The organism is Streptomyces sp. MUM 203J (assembly GCF_022414595.1).
Taxonomy (GTDB): domain Bacteria; phylum Actinomycetota; class Actinomycetes; order Streptomycetales; family Streptomycetaceae; genus Streptomyces.
Map to the genome: position 1 here is coordinate 106,556 of NZ_JADWYO010000002.1, position 16,258 is coordinate 122,813.

Annotated in this window: 15 protein-coding genes; 9 read left to right on the plus strand and 6 right to left on the minus strand. The window is 73.7% G+C overall.

The genetic code is table 11. The annotated features are described in order from the left end of the window. Positions 1 to 187: 187 nt before the first annotated feature. Complete coding sequence (locus tag I3F58_RS02160) at positions 188 to 1,585, plus strand: cystathionine beta-synthase (protein WP_240106419.1); 1,398 nt, start codon at positions 188 to 190, stop codon at positions 1,583 to 1,585. A gap of 716 nt (positions 1,586 to 2,301) precedes the next feature. On the opposite strand, the gene I3F58_RS02165 is transcribed toward I3F58_RS02160, so the two are convergent. After that, entirely contained in the window at positions 2,302 to 2,544 is a 243-nt protein-coding gene (locus I3F58_RS02165; protein ID WP_240106420.1) for a hypothetical protein, read from the minus strand. Positions 2,545 to 2,755: 211 nt separating this feature from the next. On the opposite strand from I3F58_RS02165, the gene I3F58_RS02170 reads away from it, so the two are divergent. Further along, positions 2,756 to 3,616, plus strand: a complete 861-nt coding sequence (locus tag I3F58_RS02170) for a MurR/RpiR family transcriptional regulator (RefSeq protein ID WP_240106517.1) — start codon at positions 2,756 to 2,758, stop codon at positions 3,614 to 3,616. A 96-nt stretch (positions 3,617 to 3,712) separates the two neighbouring features. Next, entirely contained in the window at positions 3,713 to 4,282 is a 570-nt protein-coding gene (locus tag I3F58_RS02175) for a hypothetical protein (protein WP_240106421.1), read from the plus strand. A gap of 56 nt (positions 4,283 to 4,338) precedes the next feature. On the opposite strand, the gene I3F58_RS02180 is transcribed toward I3F58_RS02175, so the two are convergent. From I3F58_RS02180 to I3F58_RS02200, 5 genes are all read right to left on the minus strand, one after another. Beyond that, complete coding sequence (locus I3F58_RS02180) at positions 4,339 to 4,713, minus strand: hypothetical protein (RefSeq protein WP_240106422.1); 375 nt, start codon at positions 4,711 to 4,713, stop codon at positions 4,339 to 4,341. 39 nt (positions 4,714 to 4,752) lie between these two features. Further along, a complete protein-coding gene (locus I3F58_RS02185) occupies positions 4,753 to 5,196 on the minus strand; it encodes a roadblock/LC7 domain-containing protein (RefSeq protein ID WP_240106423.1) in 444 nt (147 codons plus the stop codon). Between the two features lie 10 nt (positions 5,197 to 5,206). Further along, positions 5,207 to 5,941: a transcriptional regulator gene (locus I3F58_RS02190; protein WP_240106424.1), complete on the minus strand. Its 735-nt coding sequence runs from the start codon at positions 5,939 to 5,941 to the stop codon at positions 5,207 to 5,209. Then, complete coding sequence (locus I3F58_RS02195; RefSeq protein ID WP_240106425.1) at positions 5,941 to 6,345, minus strand: hypothetical protein; 405 nt, start codon at positions 6,343 to 6,345, stop codon at positions 5,941 to 5,943. The genes I3F58_RS02190 and I3F58_RS02195 overlap by 1 nt, the downstream gene beginning before the upstream one ends. Positions 6,346 to 6,535: 190 nt before the next feature. After that, positions 6,536 to 7,879 (minus strand): diaminopimelate decarboxylase, encoded by a 1,344-nt coding sequence (locus tag I3F58_RS02200; protein ID WP_240106426.1) that lies wholly within the window; start codon positions 7,877 to 7,879, stop codon positions 6,536 to 6,538. Between the two features lie 120 nt (positions 7,880 to 7,999). Between I3F58_RS02200 and hutU the strand changes: the two genes are divergently transcribed. From hutU to I3F58_RS02230, 6 genes are all read left to right on the plus strand, one after another. Beyond that, positions 8,000 to 9,661 (plus strand): urocanate hydratase, encoded by a 1,662-nt coding sequence (gene hutU, locus I3F58_RS02205; RefSeq protein ID WP_240106427.1) that lies wholly within the window; start codon positions 8,000 to 8,002, stop codon positions 9,659 to 9,661. Between the two features lie 32 nt (positions 9,662 to 9,693). Continuing rightward, positions 9,694 to 10,905 (plus strand): allantoate amidohydrolase, encoded by a 1,212-nt coding sequence (locus tag I3F58_RS02210; protein ID WP_240106518.1) that lies wholly within the window; start codon positions 9,694 to 9,696, stop codon positions 10,903 to 10,905. Continuing rightward, positions 10,896 to 12,248 carry a formimidoylglutamate deiminase gene (locus I3F58_RS02215; RefSeq protein ID WP_240106428.1) on the plus strand — a complete coding sequence of 451 codons (1,353 nt, stop codon included), beginning with the start codon at positions 10,896 to 10,898 and terminating at the stop codon, positions 12,246 to 12,248. The genes I3F58_RS02210 and I3F58_RS02215 overlap by 10 nt, the downstream gene beginning before the upstream one ends. A 38-nt stretch (positions 12,249 to 12,286) precedes the next feature. Then, entirely contained in the window at positions 12,287 to 13,543 is a 1,257-nt protein-coding gene (gene hutI, locus I3F58_RS02220) for an imidazolonepropionase (RefSeq protein ID WP_240106429.1), read from the plus strand. A gap of 126 nt (positions 13,544 to 13,669) precedes the next feature. Next, a complete protein-coding gene (locus tag I3F58_RS02225) occupies positions 13,670 to 15,922 on the plus strand; it encodes a glycosyl hydrolase (protein ID WP_240106430.1) in 2,253 nt (750 codons plus the stop codon). A gap of 97 nt (positions 15,923 to 16,019) precedes the next feature. Then, positions 16,020 to 16,226 (plus strand): DUF4287 domain-containing protein, encoded by a 207-nt coding sequence (locus I3F58_RS02230; RefSeq protein ID WP_240106431.1) that lies wholly within the window; start codon positions 16,020 to 16,022, stop codon positions 16,224 to 16,226. Positions 16,227 to 16,258: the final 32 nt, after the last annotated feature.

Below are 16,258 nucleotides of genomic sequence, written 5' to 3' on the forward strand. Positions count from 1 at the left end.
CTCCCTGCGCACCGGAGTGCCGACGGTCCGCCTGACGGTGGCCCCGCCGGCATCACGGGCTGTCCGCGTCCGGCTCCGTACTGTCCCTGAACATCGTCTGTGAGCTTCCTGCCCCGGATTCACGTCCGCCTACGCATCCGCTCGGCTTACGCTGGCTTGACCATTACGGAGACCCCGGAGACTTACGGTGCGATACCACGACTCGATGATCAGCCTCGTCGGCAACACCCCGCTGGTGAAGCTCAACAGTGTGACCGAGGGCCTTCAGGCCACGGTCCTGGCCAAGGTCGAGTACTTCAACCCGGGCGGTTCGGTGAAGGACCGCATCGCCCTGCGCATGATCGAGGCGGCCGAGCGGAGCGGCGAGCTCAAGCCGGGCGGCACGATCGTTGAGCCCACTTCCGGCAACACCGGGGTGGGCCTCGCGATCGTGGCCCAGCAGAAGGGCTACAAGTGCGTCTTCGTGTGCCCGGACAAGGTGTCCACGGACAAGATCAACGTACTGCGGGCGTACGGCGCCGAGGTCGTCGTCTGCCCGACGGCCGTCGCACCGGAACACCCCGACTCGTACTACAACGTCTCCGACCGCCTCGTCCGTGAGATCCCGGGCGCCTGGAAGCCGGACCAGTACTCGAACCCGAACAACCCGCGTTCGCACTACGAGACGACCGGTCCCGAGCTGTGGGAGCAGACGGAGGGGAAGATCACCCACTTCGTCGCGGGCGTCGGCACGGGTGGCACGATCTCCGGCACCGGGCGCTATCTCAAGGAGATCAGCGACGGCAAGGTGAAGATCATCGGCGCGGACCCGGAGGGCTCGGTCTACTCGGGCGGCTCGGGCCGCCCGTACCTGGTGGAGGGCGTGGGCGAGGACTTCTGGCCGACGGCGTACGACCGGAACGTCACCGACGAGATCATCGCGGTCTCCGACAAGGACTCCTTCCAGATGACCCGCCGTCTCGCGAAGGAGGAGGGCCTGCTGGTCGGCGGCTCCTGCGGCATGGCGGTCGTCGCCGCGCTGGAGGCCGCGAAGGAGCTGGGTCCGGACGACGTGGTCGTCGTGCTGCTCCCCGACAGCGGCCGCGGCTACCTCTCCAAGATCTTCAACGACGAGTGGATGGCGGACTACGGCTTCCTGGAGGAGTCCGGCCCGTCCGCGAGCGTCGGTGACGTGCTCCGCGACAAGGAGGGCGGCGCGATCCCGACGCTGGTGCACATGCACCCGGAGGAGACCGTCGGCCAGGCCATCGAGGTGCTCCGCGAGTACGGCGTCTCGCAGATGCCGGTCGTCAAGCCGGGCGCCGGCCACCCGGACGTCATGGCCGCCGAGATCGTCGGCTCGGTCGTCGAACGGGAGCTGCTGGAGGGGCTGTTCGCCCAGCGGGCGTCGCTGAACGACCCGCTGGAGAAGCACATGAGCGCGCCGCTGCCGCAGGTCGGCTCCGGTGAGCCGGTCGAGGACCTGATGGCGGTGCTGGGCCGGGCCGACGCGGCGATCGTCCTGGTGGAGGGCAAGCCGACCGGCGTGGTGAGCCGCCAGGACCTGCTGGCGTTCCTGGCGAAGGACGTGAAGGAAGGCAAGTAGGCACGGGGGCGGGCGCGGGGCAGGGCTTCGCGCAATCGGTACGCGCACGTCACGTACCGGCAGCACCCGCTTAACACGCCTCCGGCACCTTTGAGTTGTCGGCGTCACGGACACCCCGGAGCGGCTCCCGGACCTCCGCGACACGCCGCCGGACGCGGAGACCGGCCCTGAACCCGGGCCCGTGTCCCCCGCGGGGACCGCCGTCGTCCCGCCCCCGGGTCACCCGGGGTGCGGCGGTCCCCGCGGCAGCTTCACGTGCTCGACGCCCCCTCTGCCGTAGCGGCCCGCCGGGGCCGCGCCGCCCGCGCGACGGCCTGTCAGCCCCCGTACGCCGGGGGGCCACCTGCGGTCGAGGCTCCGCTCACAGGTCCCGCCCCGGGCCGCGGCCGTGCCGCGCGCACGCCGAAAGGCGGCGGCCCTGACGACGAGCGCCCGGCCACCGGACACCGCGCAGGATCCCGGGCCGTCTGCCGGACCGGAGCTTCGCGATCAGCTGGGCGAGGAGCGACCTGCCGGCCCGGTCAGGGCTCCCCCTGGGGCCGGCGCCGGGCGGACGGCCGGTGCCGGGGACCGGGCCGGGGCGGAGCCGGCCGCTGCGTGGAGATCCCTGCCGAAGCGCGCACCGACGGCGCCCCCGCGGGTGAGGACCCGCCGGTCGGCACCGGCGAAGAGCACGGCCGGTGCGATATCGGCCGGGAGTGCGCGGCCGCGCACGGTCACGGACAGCCGACGGCCCCCGGGCCGGACGGTTTCACGGTGACGACGACGCCCGGATCCTCGCTGTCCGGCTCGTGCGTGAGCCGGTGGCTCCTGCCGTCGACGGCGGTGAGCCGGTAGCCGTCGCCGAGGTACTGCGTGCGCAGCGAGCGTCCGCGCTCGGTGAACCCCCGGAAGCCGCCGGGTCCCCCCTCGCGATCCTCGCCCGTGTGCAGGGCGAACGGGGCGACCGAGGTGTGCATGTTCTGTCCTCACCAGCCGCGCGGGGCGGCGCAACCGAACACGAAGAGCGTTCGGCTCCGGTTTCCGCGCTGCCCGCGGTCCCGGCGGTACGGAGGCCGACGAGCCGACGACGGCTCCGGTGCGCTTTCGCCGGAACAGGAGACTTGCATATGGTCTATTCAGGCAGGGCGGCGGCTGAATAGCGCGAGGCGGGAGACGGGTGTGGGCGGCATGGGCGAGGGCGCGGGGGCGCGGCTCCAGGCGCTGTTCGAGGGGCACCGGCTGACGCCGACCCAGCGGCGGATCGCGCACTGGATGGTGCGGCGCGCCGCTGACGTGCCGTTTCTGTCCAGTGTCGAGCTGGCCGAGCTGGCCGGGGTGAGCCAGCCGTCCGTCACGCGGTTCGCGGTGGCGCTCGGCTTCGACGGCTATCCGGCGCTGCGCAAGTACCTGCGCGAGGAGGTCGCGCCCGCCGAGAACGGGGGCGGGGCGGCCGTCCCGAGCGAGGGCGGGGGCGAGGTCAACGAATACCAGAAGGCCGTCCTCGCCGAGGTCGAGAACCTGCGTCACCTGGCCGAGCTGCTCGCCGACCCCGAGCCGGTCGAGCGCGCCGGGCGGCTGCTCGCCTCCTCCCGCCCGCTGCCCGTCCTGGGCCTGCGTGCCTCCTCACCGCAGGCCCGCGGCTTCGCGTACTTCGCCGCCAAGGTCCACCCGGACGTGCGGCTGCTCGACGAGGGCGGCTCGATGCTCACCGACCGTATCGACGCCGCCGTACGCGCCGGGGCGAGCGTCCTGCTCTGCTTCGCCCTGCCCCGGCACCCCCGCGAGGTGGTCGAGGCCCTCGCGTACGCCCGGTCCGCCGGGCTGACCGTCGTCACCGTCACCGATTCGGCCTTCGCACCGGTCGCCGGGCACAGCGACCTGCTGCTCCCCGCCGCCGTCGGTACCGCCCTCGCCTTCGACACCGCCTGTGCCCCGATGCTGCTCGGCCGCGTCCTGCTGGAGGCGATGTGCGACGGCCTGCCGGACGCCCAGGCGCGGCTGGAGGAGTTCGACGCCCGTGCGGCGGCCCGTGGGCTGTTCGCGGAGTGACCGGGGCCGTCGTCGGTTTTTCTCACGCGGCTCTCAGGCGGGGCCGGTAGCCTGCCGCCGCGCATACGGCCGTACGGAGCAGAGGGAGGCACAGACGTGGCGCGGGAACGGCAGGTGCTGGCCGGGGTGGCCGTGATCGTACGGGCCGGGGCGGCGCCCCTCGTCTGGGCGGGGCTGCTCGGCGCGGGCATCGGGGCGCTGCTGCCCGGGATGACCGGGCGGCGGATCGGGCTGTCGGCGGGAGCTGTCCTCTTCCTGGCCGGTGCCGCCGTGGTCCTTCTCGTACGGCGCCGGAGGTACGTCCGGCTCGCTGACGATGCCGTACGGGCCGCCCGCACCGACCTTCTCCAGGACCGGGACGTGACCCTGCGTGCCTGGCGGCGGGCGCGGCGCTGGTGGGTGGCCGGGGCGTTCCTGGCCGCCGTCGGGACGTCGTTCGTGCTGCCGGGCGCGGGCGGGCTGCTCCTCGCGGGGATCGGCGCAGGGCTGTGGGCCAAGGCGCTCTGGCTCGGCCACCGGGAGGTCGCAGGGGACCGGCTGCTGTGGGTGCCGGTGAGCGGCCTGTCCCGGGGCGGGGCGCCCGTCGGCAAGGGCGTCGACGGCTTCCGGGCGACCGGGATCGCCGCCGGGGACGCCGTGCCGGGTGGGGCACGGCGCCGCCGCTGACCGTGTGGCCGGTGTGATCCGCGTGGCCCGTACGGTCCGGGTACGGGCCACGCGCGTCACACCTCCAGCTCGGCCTCGATCCGCTTCATCTGGTGGCGTGCCATCGCCAGGTTGGCCCGCCCCTTGTCCAGCGCCAGGTACATGAACAGCCCGTTGCTGCCGCGCCCCTTGAGCAGCCGGATCAGGTGGTACTGGGTGCCCAGCGTGATGAGGATGTCCTCGATCTCCTCCTTGAGCCCGAGCATCTCCATCGCCCGGAGCTTGGCACGGACGACATCCGTGTTGCCCGCCGCGGCGACCGTCAGGTCCAGGTCCTTGCCGCCGCCGATCGTGCCGAGGGCCATGCCGGTCGTGTAGTCGACGAGCGCGGCTCCCAGGGCGCCGTCGATCGAGGTGGTCGCTTCCTTGAGGGCCGTCTCCGTGTTGACCATGGTGCTGGGTGTCCTTTCGGTTCTCGTTCGTTGTGTTGCTCAGTTGTCGGTCTGGGGTTCGGGGCGGGCCAGCGCGCCGTCCACCAGCTCCCCGATCAGGGCGCCCGAACGGCGGCCTTCCAGGTGCAGGCGCCCCACGTTCACCTGTGGCTCTGCCAGCAGGGTCAGGACGGCGGAGCCGCCCGCCGCGTATGCGGCGACGTACCCGTGCTCGCCCCTCACCAGCAGTTCCTGGAAGTCGCCGAGTGCCGAGGCGGCGGTCAGCCGACGGGCCGTGCCCACGGCCGCGGCGGTCAGTATGGCGACCGCCTCCGGCTCGACACCCGGAGCGTCCCGGGCCAGTACCAGGCCGTCGGCGACGGTGGCCAGCACCCCGGTGAGGCGGGGCACGCGTGCCCGCAGTCGCTGCAGCTCCGCGAGCACGTACGGCTCGGCGGTCAGCAGCTGTCGTCTGTCGGCGCGCTGCCGCAGCGCGCGCATCATGAGCGGATGGTCATAGGCGGGCCTCCAGAAGGTCACGGACCCGGCGGAGCAGGTCGATGTCGGGGTCGGCGCCGGGTGGGGGCAACGCCTGTGGGGGAATGACGGGGGTAATGGGGGCATTGGATGGTGCTGCGGGGGGTCGCGGGGTCTCCACCAGGCCCGCGGCGGCGAGCCGGCGGACCTCCAGGAGGGTGTGGAACGCCGGGCGGCCCAGCGCCCAGGCGAGCTGGGTGGGGGTGCGGACACCGTCCGCGTGTTCCAGCAGCGCCCGCGCACGTGGCCCGGGTCTCCGGCGGGGCTGGTCGGGGGCGGCGGCCGGTAAGACGGGCGCGGTGTCCACCGCCGGGTGCGGCCACACGCGGTCCAGCAGGGCCCGTCGCCGCAGTGTCTCCTGCTCGACGTCGACGGCGGAGACCGGCCGCCCGGGTCCTGCGGATCCGGGCGCGCCGTACCGGAACCTGGCCGGGCCGCAGCCGGGCGCCAGAGCGAAGAAGGCCGCGTCGTACAGCGCGCTCAGGCGGCAGATGTCCCGCTCGCCCGCCCCGACCGCCGGGGCACCGGCCGACGGGGCGCCGTGCCCGGCGGTGCCGAGCAGCACCTCGGGCCCCGGCGCGAAGGGGCTCTCCGCGTGCGCGACCCGGCCGTCGACGAGGTACAGCCTGCCCTGGTCCCGTACGAGCGTGCCGGTCGCCCGGTCGACCGCCAGCCTGCGCAGCATCGGGGACAGCACCCGCCCGCCCGCCATCACAGCACCAGCCGTTCGGCCACGTCCCGGAGGCGTAAACGGGCCAGCGCCAGATTGCCGGCCGCCAGGTCCAGCCACAGATAGAGCACCAGGCTGCTGTCGGCGCGGGTCGCGACGAACCGCATCACGTGGAAGCCGTTTCCGGACGTGACGATGACGTCCTCCAAGCCGGGGGCCGGGTCGGTGCCGGGGTCCCGCTCCAGCGGCGCCGCGGTCCCGAACGTGTCGAACTCGGCTGCCGCCCTGGCCAGTTCGGCCGCCTCGGCCGCGCCTCGCGAGTGGTCCCCGACCGGGGAGTCGCCCACGGCGCCGAGCGCGAGGCCGCTGGTCCAGTCGACGAGCGCCGCCCCGAGCACGCCCGGCAGGGTCATCGCCTCCAGCAGGCACTCGTCGATTCCGGGCATGCGCGATTCCCTCCCCAGGTCCCCGACCTCATGGTTTGCCGACTCCGCAGACTGGGCGGGCCGGTGACGGAGAGGTTACGCAACGCTTTTACAGAAGAGGGGACTTCTGGGGAATCCCAGTGAAACGTGCCCTGCGCACGGTAAGGTCCGCCGCCCCGCCGCTCACTCCCGCAGCAGCGAGCCCCGTGGCTCACTCCGGCAGCAGCGCGTCCCGGTGCTCTCCGCCCGCCTCGGCGACGATCTCGTCGGCCCGCTGCGGAGCCCGCACGGTGGCGAAGCGGACCGTGCCGTCCGGTCGTACGGCGAAGCCGTACACCCCGGGACGGGGAAGCGCGTTGTACGCGTAATGGTGGGCGAAGTAGTACGCGCCGGTGTCCAGTGCCGCCACCACGTCCCCCGGCGAGAGCGGCGGCAGCGGGCGCGCGGCGGCCAGCAGGTCCCCCGCGAAGCAGGCGGGCCCGGCCACGTCCTGCACGGTCGGCGGCCCGGGTTTCGGGGTGCCCCCGGAGTCGTACGCGGTGATGCGCAGCGGCCAGGAGGCGGGGTCGTACACGGTCCTGGCCGCCACCTGGACGCCCGCGTGGGTGACGGCGATCGGGCGGGACCCGGCGGTCTTGGTGTACTCGACGCGGGCCAGCACCGTGCCGTGCCTGGCCAGCAGCGACCGGCCGAACTCCGTGACCAGCGCGTACCGTCCGTCGAACAGTCCCGGCGCCTCGGCGGTGAGCAGCCGCGCGTACTCCGCGTACGTCGGTGCCGTGTCGTCCGAGGCGAAGTTCACCGGCAGTCCGCCGCCGATGTCGAGTGTGCCGACACGGCGGCGCCCGGCCGCCGCGTTGATCTCCTCGGCCAGCTCGTAGACCACTCGTACGCCCTCGGCCATGAGGCGCAGCGGCAGACCCTGGGAGCCGGAGTGGGTGTGGAGGCGGGTGAGCCAGGGGCGGTCCAGGAATGCGCGCACGATCCACTCGCGCGCCCCCTCGTCACGCAGCGGGACCCCGAACTTGGAGGTGGGCGTGGCCGTGGACAGCGCGCCGATGGTGCCGCCGCCGACCTGGGCGTTGACGCGCAGGCCGAGCGGGGCGCGGGGCGGGGTCTCGCGGGTGAGGGCGTCGAGACGGGCCAGTTCCTGCGGGTTGTCGGCGTTGACGGGGACGCCCAGAGCGAGCGCCTCGCGCAGGTCGGCTCCGGTCTTGGCGGGGGAGTCCAGGACCGTGTGGTGCGGGGGGACGCCCGCCGCGCGGGCCAGGGCCAGCTCGCCGGGGCTCGCCGCTTCGGCGCCGAGCCCCTCCTCGTGCAGCAGGCGGAGCACCGGCACGAGCGGGCAGGCCTTGACGGCGAAGGCGTGCAGGACGCGGGTGCCGGGTGCCGCCGCAGCGGCGAAGGCGGCCCGCAGTCCGGCGGCGGAGTCGCGGATCCCGGCCACGTCCAGCAGGGCGGCGACCGGTTCCGCCTCGGACAGCAGTCCTTGCCCGACAGCCGCGTGTACGGCCTGGTCGCGACGCCGGGCGATGCGCGCAGCCTCGGAACCCATGCCCTCAGCGAAGCACCGGGGCCCGTTGTCCGCCACACCGCCGCCCGCACTGTTGACTACATCTATTCAGTGCATCAGGATGTGAATATCCGACTCACACTCCCCACAAGGAGGCACGCCATGTCAGGACCTCGCCCGGTACGGTCCCCGCGCGGCACGGAGCTGAGCGCCCTGGGATGGCAGCAGGAGGCGGCCCTGCGGATGCTCCAGAACAACCTCGACCCCGAGGTGGCCGAGCATCCCGACAAACTCGTCGTCTACGGCGGCACCGGCAAGGCGGCCCGCGACTGGCGCTCCTTCGACGCCATGGTGCGCACGCTCAGGACGCTCAAGCAGGACGAGACGATGCTCGTCCAGTCCGGGCGCCCGGTCGGCGTCATGCAGACCCACGAGTGGGCCCCGCGCGTCCTGATCGCCAACTCCAACCTGGTGGGCGACTGGGCGAACTGGGAGGAGTTCCGCCGCCTGGAGGCCCTCGGCCTCACCATGTACGGCCAGATGACGGCCGGGTCCTGGATCTACATCGGCACCCAGGGCATCCTCCAGGGCACCTACGAGACGTTCGCCGCCGTCGCGGCGAAGAAGTTCGGCGGCAGCCTCGCCGGAACCATCACCCTCACCGCCGGCCTCGGCGGCATGGGAGGCGCCCAGCCGCTCGCCGTCACCATGAACGACGGAGTCGCGATCTGCATCGACTGCGACCCGCGCGCCATCGAGCGCCGTATCGAGCACCGCTACCTGGACGTCAGGGCCGACAGCCTGGACCACGCCCTCCAGCTGGCCGTCGAGGCGCGCGACGCCCGCCGCCCGCTGTCCATCGGCGTCCTCGGCAACGCCGCCGATCTGCTCCCGCAGCTCCTCGCGATGGGCGCGCCCATCGACATCGTGACGGACCAGACCTCCGCCCACGACCCGCTCTCGTACCTGCCCCTCGGTGTCGCCTTCGACGACATGGCCGACGCCGCGGCCAAGGACCCGGCCGGGTTCACCACCCGTGCCCGCGAGTCCATGGCCAAGCACGTCGAGGCGATGGTCGGCTTCATGGACGCGGGCGCCGAGGTCTTCGACTACGGCAACTCCATCCGCGGTGAGGCCCGGCTCGCGGGCTACGACCGGGCGTTCGCGTTCCCCGGATTCGTCCCGGCGTACATCCGGCCGCTGTTCTGCGAGGGCAAGGGCCCGTTCCGCTGGGCCGCCCTGTCCGGCGAGGCGTCGGACATCGCGAAGACCGACAAGGCGATCCTCGACCTGTTCCCGGAGAACGAGTCCCTCGCCCGCTGGATCAAGATGGCCGGAGAGCGCGTCCGCTTCCAGGGCCTGCCCGCCCGGATCTGCTGGCTCGGCTACGGCGAGCGCGACCGCGCCGGTGAGCGCTTCAACGACATGGTGGCCTCCGGCGAACTGGCCGCGCCCCTCGCCATCGGCCGCGACCACCTCGACTGCGGCTCCGTCGCCTCCCCGTACCGCGAGACCGAGTCCATGCTGGACGGCTCCGACGCGATCGCGGACTGGCCGCTGCTGAACGCCATGGTCAACGTCGCCTCCGGTGCGTCCTGGGTGTCCCTCCACCACGGCGGCGGCGTCGGCATGGGCCGCTCCATCCACGCCGGCCAGGTCACCGTCGCGGACGGCACGCCACTGGCGGGCGAGAAGATCCGCCGTGTGCTGACCAACGACCCGGGCATGGGCGTGATCCGCCACGTGGACGCGGGCTACGACATCGCGGAGTCGGTGGCCGGCACCAAGGGCGTGCGCGTGCCCATGCGGGAGGGCGACGCGTGACCGGCACGGACCGTCCCGCGAGCTTCCACCGGATGTGGGCCGACCTCGCCCCCATCGGCCGCGACGCCCACTCCGGGGGCTACCGCCGCTACGCCTGGACCGGCGCCGACGCGGACTGCCGCACCTGGTTCCAGGAGCAGGCGGAGGCCCGTGGCCTCACGTACGAGACCGACCGGAACGGCAACCAGTGGGCCTGGCTCGGTGACCCCGCCGCCGGGGACGCCGTCGTCACCGGCTCCCACCTGGACTCCGTCCCGGACGGCGGCGCCTTCGACGGCCCCCTCGGCGTCGTCTCCTCCTTCGCCGCCCTCGACGAACTCCGCAGCAGGGGGGCGGAGTTCACCAAGCCCGTCGCCGTCGTCAACTTCGGGGACGAGGAGGGAGCCCGCTTCGGCCTGGCCTGCGTCGGCTCCCGCCTCGCCGCCGGCCGCCTGACCAGGGAGGCCGCGTACGAACTGCGCGACGGCGACGGGGTCAGCCTGCCGCAGGCCATGGAGGCCGCCGGGTACGACCCGTCGGCCATCGGGCCCGACCCGGAACGGCTGGCCCGCATCGGCGCGTTCGTCGAACTGCACGTCGAGCAGGGCCGCGCCCTCGACCTGACCGGCGACCCGGTCGGTGTCGCGTCCGCGATCTGGCCGCACGGCCGCTGGCGGTACGACTTCCGGGGCGAGGCCAACCACGCCGGGACGACCCGGCTGGCCGACCGCCGCGACCCGATGCTGTCGTACGCCGACACCGTCCTGGCCGCCCGCCGCGAGGCGGAACTCGCGGGCGCGGTCGCCACGTTCGGCAAGGTCGCCGTGGAGCCGAACGGCGTCAACGCCATCCCCTCCGTCGTGCGCGGCTGGCTCGACTCCCGCGCCGCCGACCAGGCGACACTCGACACGGTCACCGCCGCGATCGAGGCCGCCGCCCGGGAGGCGGCCGACCGGCAGGGCGTCGACCTCACCGTCGTCCGAGAGTCCTTCACCCCGGTCGTCGAGTTCGCGCACGCCCTGCGCGACGAACTCGGCAAGATCCTTGCCGAGCGGGCTACGGGCGGCGGCCGGCCCGTCCCGGTGCTCGGCACGGGAGCGGGCCACGACGCGGGCATCCTGTCCGGCACGATCCCCACGGCCATGCTGTTCGTCCGCAACCCCACGGGCGTCTCGCACTCTCCGGCGGAGTCCGCCGCCGAGGACGACTGCGTGGCGGGCGTGCACGCCCTCGCCGACGTCCTGGAGGGCCTGGCATGCCGGTGACGACCACCACGTACTGGGCCGAGCACGCCTGGCTCCCGGACGATGAGGGCACGGTCGCCCACGGGGTGGTCCTGGAGGCGGCGGACGGCCGCATCGCCGCCGTCCGCCCCGGTGTCCAGGCTCCGCCCCCGGGCGCGACGGCCCTGCGGGGCATCACGCTGCCCGGCCTGGCCAACGCGCACAGCCACGCCTTCCACCGGGCCCTGCGCGGCCGGGTCCAGGCCGGCAGCGGGACGTTCTGGACCTGGCGAGACACCATGTACCAGGCCGCGTCCCGGCTCACCCCGGAGTCGTACCACGCCCTCGCCCGCGCCGTGTACGCCGAGATGGCGCTCGCCGGCATCACCTCCGTCGGAGAGTTCCACTACCTCCACCACGCCCCCGGCGGCACCCCCTACGCCGACCCCAACGCCATGGGCGAGGCGCTGACCGCCGCCGCCGCCGAGGCGGGCATCCGGATCACCCTGCTCGACACCGCCTATCTGTCGTCCGGCTTCGGCGCCGCCCCGAACGCGCACCAGCTCCGCTTCTCGGACGGCACGGCCGAGGCCTGGGCCACGCGCGTGTCCGCCCTCAAGCAGTCGGAGACCGTGCGGATCGGCGCGGCCATCCACTCCGTGCGGGCCGTCCCGGCGGGCCGGCTGGCCACCGTGGCCGACTGGGCCCGCGACCGGCAGGCGCCCCTGCACGTGCACCTGTCGGAGCAGCCCGCCGAGAACGAGGCCTGTCTGGCCGCCCACGGACGCACCCCGGCCCGGCTGCTGGCCGACCACGGCGCCCTCGGCCCGTACACCACGGCCGTCCACGCCACACACCTCACCGACGAGGACATCGCTCTGCTCGGCGGCTCGCGCACCGGCACCTGCATGTGCCCGACCACCGAACGGGACCTCGCGGACGGCATCGGCCCGGCCGCCGCCCTCCAGCGGGCGGGCTCCCCCCTGTCCCTCGGCTCCGACAGCCACGCGGTCATCGACCTCCTGGAGGAGGCGCGGGCCATGGAGCTCGACGAGCGGCTCCGCACCCGCACCCGCGGCCACTGGACCGCCGCCGCCCTCCTGCGGGCCGCCACCGCCGACGGTCACACAGCCCTCGGCTGGCGGGACGCGGGACACCTGGAGCCGGGCGCGCTCGCGGACTTCACCACGATCGCGCTGGACACCGTCAGGACGGCAGGGCCGCCGCCCGGTCTGGCAGCCGAGACAGCGGTATTCGCCGCGTCGGCGGCAGAGGTGCGCCACACGGTCGTGGCAGGCCGCCATGTCGTACGGGACGGGGTCCATGCCCTGGTCCAGGACGTGCCGCGCGCGCTGGCCGAGTCGATCGCCGTCCTGTACGAGTGAGCCGGAGCCGGAACCGGTCGAAGGAGATCCCCCGCATCATGAACAGCGGCAACGAGCCGATGAACATCCCCCCGGCGACCGCCGGGCCCGACGCGACGAACAGCACCGTCGCGCCGGACGCCACGGCGGCCACGCTCATCACCAACATCGCCAGTCTGGTCACCAACGACCCCTCCCTGGGTGACGGTTCCCCCCTCGGACTGATCCAGGACGCGGCCGTCGTCATCGACGGCGACCACATCGCCTGGGTCGGTGAATCAAGCAAAGCACCCGCCACTGACAACCGCGTCGACGCGGCCGGCCGGGCCGTCGTCCCCGGCTTCGTCGACTCCCACTCCCACCTCGTCTTCGCGGGCGACCGGACCGCCGAGTTCAACGCCCGCATGTCCGGACGGCCCTATCAGGCGGGCGGCATCCGCACCACCGTCGCCGCCACCCGCGCCGCCACGGACGAGGAACTGGAGGCGAACCTCACCCGCCACCTCCGTGAGGCGCTCCGCCAGGGCACCACCACCTTCGAGACCAAGTCCGGCTACGGCCTGACCGTCGAGGACGAGGCCCGCGCCCTGCGCATCGCCGCCCGCCACACCGACGAGGTCACCTACCTCGGCGCCCACATCGTGTCCCCCGACTACGCCGACGACCCGGCCGCGTACGTCGCCCTCGTCACCGGCGAGATGCTGGACGCCTGCGCCCCGCACGCCCGGTGGATCGACGTGTTCTGCGAGAAGGGCGCCTTCGACGGCGACCAGGCCCGCGCGATCCTCACCGCGGGCAAGGCCAGGGGCCTGCACCCCCGCGTGCACGCCAACCAGCTCTCGTACGGCCCCGGCGTCCGGCTCGCCGTCGAACTGGACGCGGCCAGCGCCGACCACTGCACCCACCTGACGGACGCGGACGTCGACGCCCTCGCCCAGGGCCGTACGGTCGCGACGCTCCTCCCCGGCGCCGAGTTCTCGACACGTGCCGAGTGGCCCGACGCACGCCGCCTGCTGGAGGCGGGCGCGACGGTCGCGCTGTCCACCGACTGCAACCCGGGCTCGTCCTTCACCTCGTCCATGCCGTTCTGCATCGCCCTCGCGGTACGGGACATGGGCATGGCGCCGGACGAGGCGCTGTGGTCCGCGACGGCGGGCGGTGCCGCCGCCCTGCGCCGCACCGACATCGGCCGCCTCACCGTCGGCTCCCGCGCCGACCTGGCCGTCCTGGACGCACCGTCCCACGTGCACCTCGCCTACCGGCCGGGGGTCCCCCTGGTGACGGAGACCTGGCGCGCGGGAGTGCGGGTCGCCTAGCGAGCCCGCGCGTCTCGGCCGACGGACCGTCCACCATAACGGCCGAGACGCGCCCTTCTGCTCAACTCGCCCCAGCCGTACCGTCGTTCCCGTTTGAAACGGGCATGACGATGGGGAGGGCCGTTGATGCGCAGACGTCTGCTGCCGTGGTTGCTGGCCGCGGTCACCGGAGCCGCGCTGTTCACCGCGCCACCGGTCACGGCAGCACCACCGGACGGCACCGCACCGGGCGCGCAGACGCCCCCGGACGACGTCTACCGCCCCGTCCGGGGCCCGTCGGCGCCCGCCGACTACCGCTACGCCCAGAAGGCGCTCCCCGGCGAGGGCCTTCCCCGGCACGCGTACGACCGGGCCGCCGGCGAGGCCGCCCGGCTCCCCGCGGTCGGCGGACCGTGGAAGTCCGTCGGCCCCACGAACATCGGCGGCCGGGTCGTCTCCCTCGCCCTCGATCCGAAGCGCGCCGACACGCTCTACGCGGCAGCCGCCAGCGGCGGCCTGTGGCGCAGCACCGACGCGGGCGCGACCTTCCACTCCGTCTGGCCGGACCACCTCACCCAGGCCATGGGCGCGGTCGCCGCCGCCCCCGACGGAACCCTGTACGCCGGAACGGGCGAGCCGAACCCGGGCGGCGGCAGCATCACGTACGAGGGCACCGGCCTCTACCGCTCCACCGACGGCGGCGCGCACTGGACCCGCATCGGCCTGCGCGACTCGGGCGCCATCAGCGCCATCACCGTCGACCCGGCGAACCCGCGCCGCGTCTACGTGGCCGCCGCCGGGTCCCTGTACAACGGCGGCGGCGACCGGGGCGTGTACCGCTCCGAGGACGGCGGTGCCACCTGGGACCGGCTGCTCGCCGGTGAGAACGCCTACACGGGCGCGACCGAGATCGCCGTGGACGGCGACCGCCTGTACGCGGTGCTGTGGGACCACCGCCGCCGCCCCGGCCTCCGTACCTACGGGGGCGTCGGCTCCGGTGTCTTCCGCTCCACGGACGACGGCCGCACGTGGCAGCGCCTCGGCGGCGGGCTGCCGCCGCGCGGCGAGGGTGTCGGCCGCATCGGACTCGCGGTGTCGGGCGACCGCCTCTACGCCCTCGTCAACCGGACGAGCGGCCCCTTCGAGGGCTTCTACGCCTCCTCGGACGGCGGGGACAGCTGGACCCGCACCCCGGACGACGCCGCCCTGTCCTCGTCCCAGTCCAGCTTCGGCTGGTGGTTCGGCAAGGTGTGGGCCGACCCGGCGGACGCCGACCACGTCCATGTCGCGGGCGTGGCCCTGCTCACCACAAGGGACGCCGGCCGCACCTGGTCGGCCGACGCCACGAGCATCCACGTCGACCACCACGCCATGGTGTGGGACCCGCGCCGCCCGGGCCGCGTGTACCTCGGCAACGACGGCGGTGTGTACCGCTCCGACGCGCGCGGGGACGGCGGCTGGGTGAAGTCCCGCCACCAGCCGTACACCCAGCTCTACAGTGCCGCGATCACCCCGCAGGACCCGTCCCGCATCTCGGGCGGTGCCCAGGACAACGGCAGCCTGCGCTCCTGGGGCTCCCCGGACGGAGGCTTCGACGAGTACCTGGGCGGCGACGGCGAGGAGAACCTGATCGACCCCGCCGACAAGAACAACGTCTTCGCCTGCTACCAGTACGGCAACTGCTTCCGCTCGACCGACGGCGGCGACACCCTCACGTACTTCGCGAACGCCACCACGTACGAGCGGCGGAACTGGTTCACCCCGGTCGTCTTCGACCCGAGGAACCCCCGGATCCTCTACTACGGCTCCGAGGTGCTGAACCGCTCCACCGACGGCGGGGTGACCTGGCGGCCCATCAGCCCCGACCTGACCGGCGGCCCCGGGGACGACCCGGTCTACCCGAACTACGGCACGATCACCTCCGTCGCCCCGGCCGGCGACGGCCGCACGGTCTACGTCGGCACCGACGACGGACGGGTGTGGGTGACGCGAGACCTGGGCGAGTCGTGGACGAAGCTGGCTGAGAACCGCCCGTGGGTGACGCGGGTGATCGTGGACGAGCAGAACCCGAACCGCGTCTGGACCACCCACTCCGGGTACCGCTCCGGCTCCCCGTCGGCCCATGTGTACGGCTCCGTCGACGGCGGCCGTCACTGGCGCGACCTGTCGGGCAACCTGCCCCAGGCCCCGGTCAACGACCTGGTGGCCGCCCGCGGGGGCATCCTGTACGCCGCCACGGACCAGGGCGTGTTCACGTCCTTCACGGGCGGCGGCCACTGGTTCCGCCTCGGCCGCGGCATGCCGAGCGTCCCGGTGGACGACCTGGAGTACGACGCGGGGCGGGCCCGCCTGGTGGCGGCGACCTTCGGCAGGGGCTTCTACGAACTGCGGGCATGGTGACGCGGGTCACGCCGCCCGGCCGGTGAGCCCGGCCGCCGCACGAGGTCCACATCAACGGCAGGAGCGGGAACAGGAACCACCCCTAGGAGACGACGACATGACAACGGCCAAGGTCAAGGGCCCGGCGAGCTACTTCCCCTCCATCGAGCAGAAGTACGGCCGCCCGATCGCGGAGTGGAAGGCACTCGTCCACGCCTCGCCGCTGACGAAGCACATGGAACTCGTCTCCTGGCTGAAGACCGAACACGGCCTCGGCCACGGCCACGCCAACGCCCTGGTGGCCCACACCTTGACCGAGGCCTGATCCCCGCTCCGAGGGGCCGCGCCCAGCCCTTG

Coding starts and splice junctions, on each gene's coding strand:
- I3F58_RS02190 (WP_240106424.1), bottom strand. CDS start 5,941: ATGGCGGGCGGGCGGGTGCTGTCCCCGATGCTGCGCAGGCTGGCGGTC.
- hutI (WP_240106429.1), top strand. CDS start 12,287: ATGAACAGCGGCAACGAGCCGATGAACATCCCCCCGGCGACCGCCGGG.
- I3F58_RS02215 (WP_240106428.1), top strand. CDS start 10,896: ATGCCGGTGACGACCACCACGTACTGGGCCGAGCACGCCTGGCTCCCG.
- hutU (WP_240106427.1), top strand. CDS start 8,000: ATGTCAGGACCTCGCCCGGTACGGTCCCCGCGCGGCACGGAGCTGAGC.
- I3F58_RS02230 (WP_240106431.1), top strand. CDS start 16,020: ATGACAACGGCCAAGGTCAAGGGCCCGGCGAGCTACTTCCCCTCCATC.
- I3F58_RS02225 (WP_240106430.1), top strand. CDS start 13,670: ATGCGCAGACGTCTGCTGCCGTGGTTGCTGGCCGCGGTCACCGGAGCC.
- I3F58_RS02170 (WP_240106517.1), top strand. CDS start 2,756: ATGGGCGAGGGCGCGGGGGCGCGGCTCCAGGCGCTGTTCGAGGGGCAC.
- I3F58_RS02165 (WP_240106420.1), bottom strand. CDS start 2,544: ATGCACACCTCGGTCGCCCCGTTCGCCCTGCACACGGGCGAGGATCGC.
- I3F58_RS02200 (WP_240106426.1), bottom strand. CDS start 7,879: ATGGGTTCCGAGGCTGCGCGCATCGCCCGGCGTCGCGACCAGGCCGTA.
- I3F58_RS02195 (WP_240106425.1), bottom strand. CDS start 6,345: ATGCCCGGAATCGACGAGTGCCTGCTGGAGGCGATGACCCTGCCGGGC.
- I3F58_RS02180 (WP_240106422.1), bottom strand. CDS start 4,713: ATGGTCAACACGGAGACGGCCCTCAAGGAAGCGACCACCTCGATCGAC.
- I3F58_RS02185 (WP_240106423.1), bottom strand. CDS start 5,196: ATGATGCGCGCGCTGCGGCAGCGCGCCGACAGACGACAGCTGCTGACC.
- I3F58_RS02210 (WP_240106518.1), top strand. CDS start 9,694: ATGTGGGCCGACCTCGCCCCCATCGGCCGCGACGCCCACTCCGGGGGC.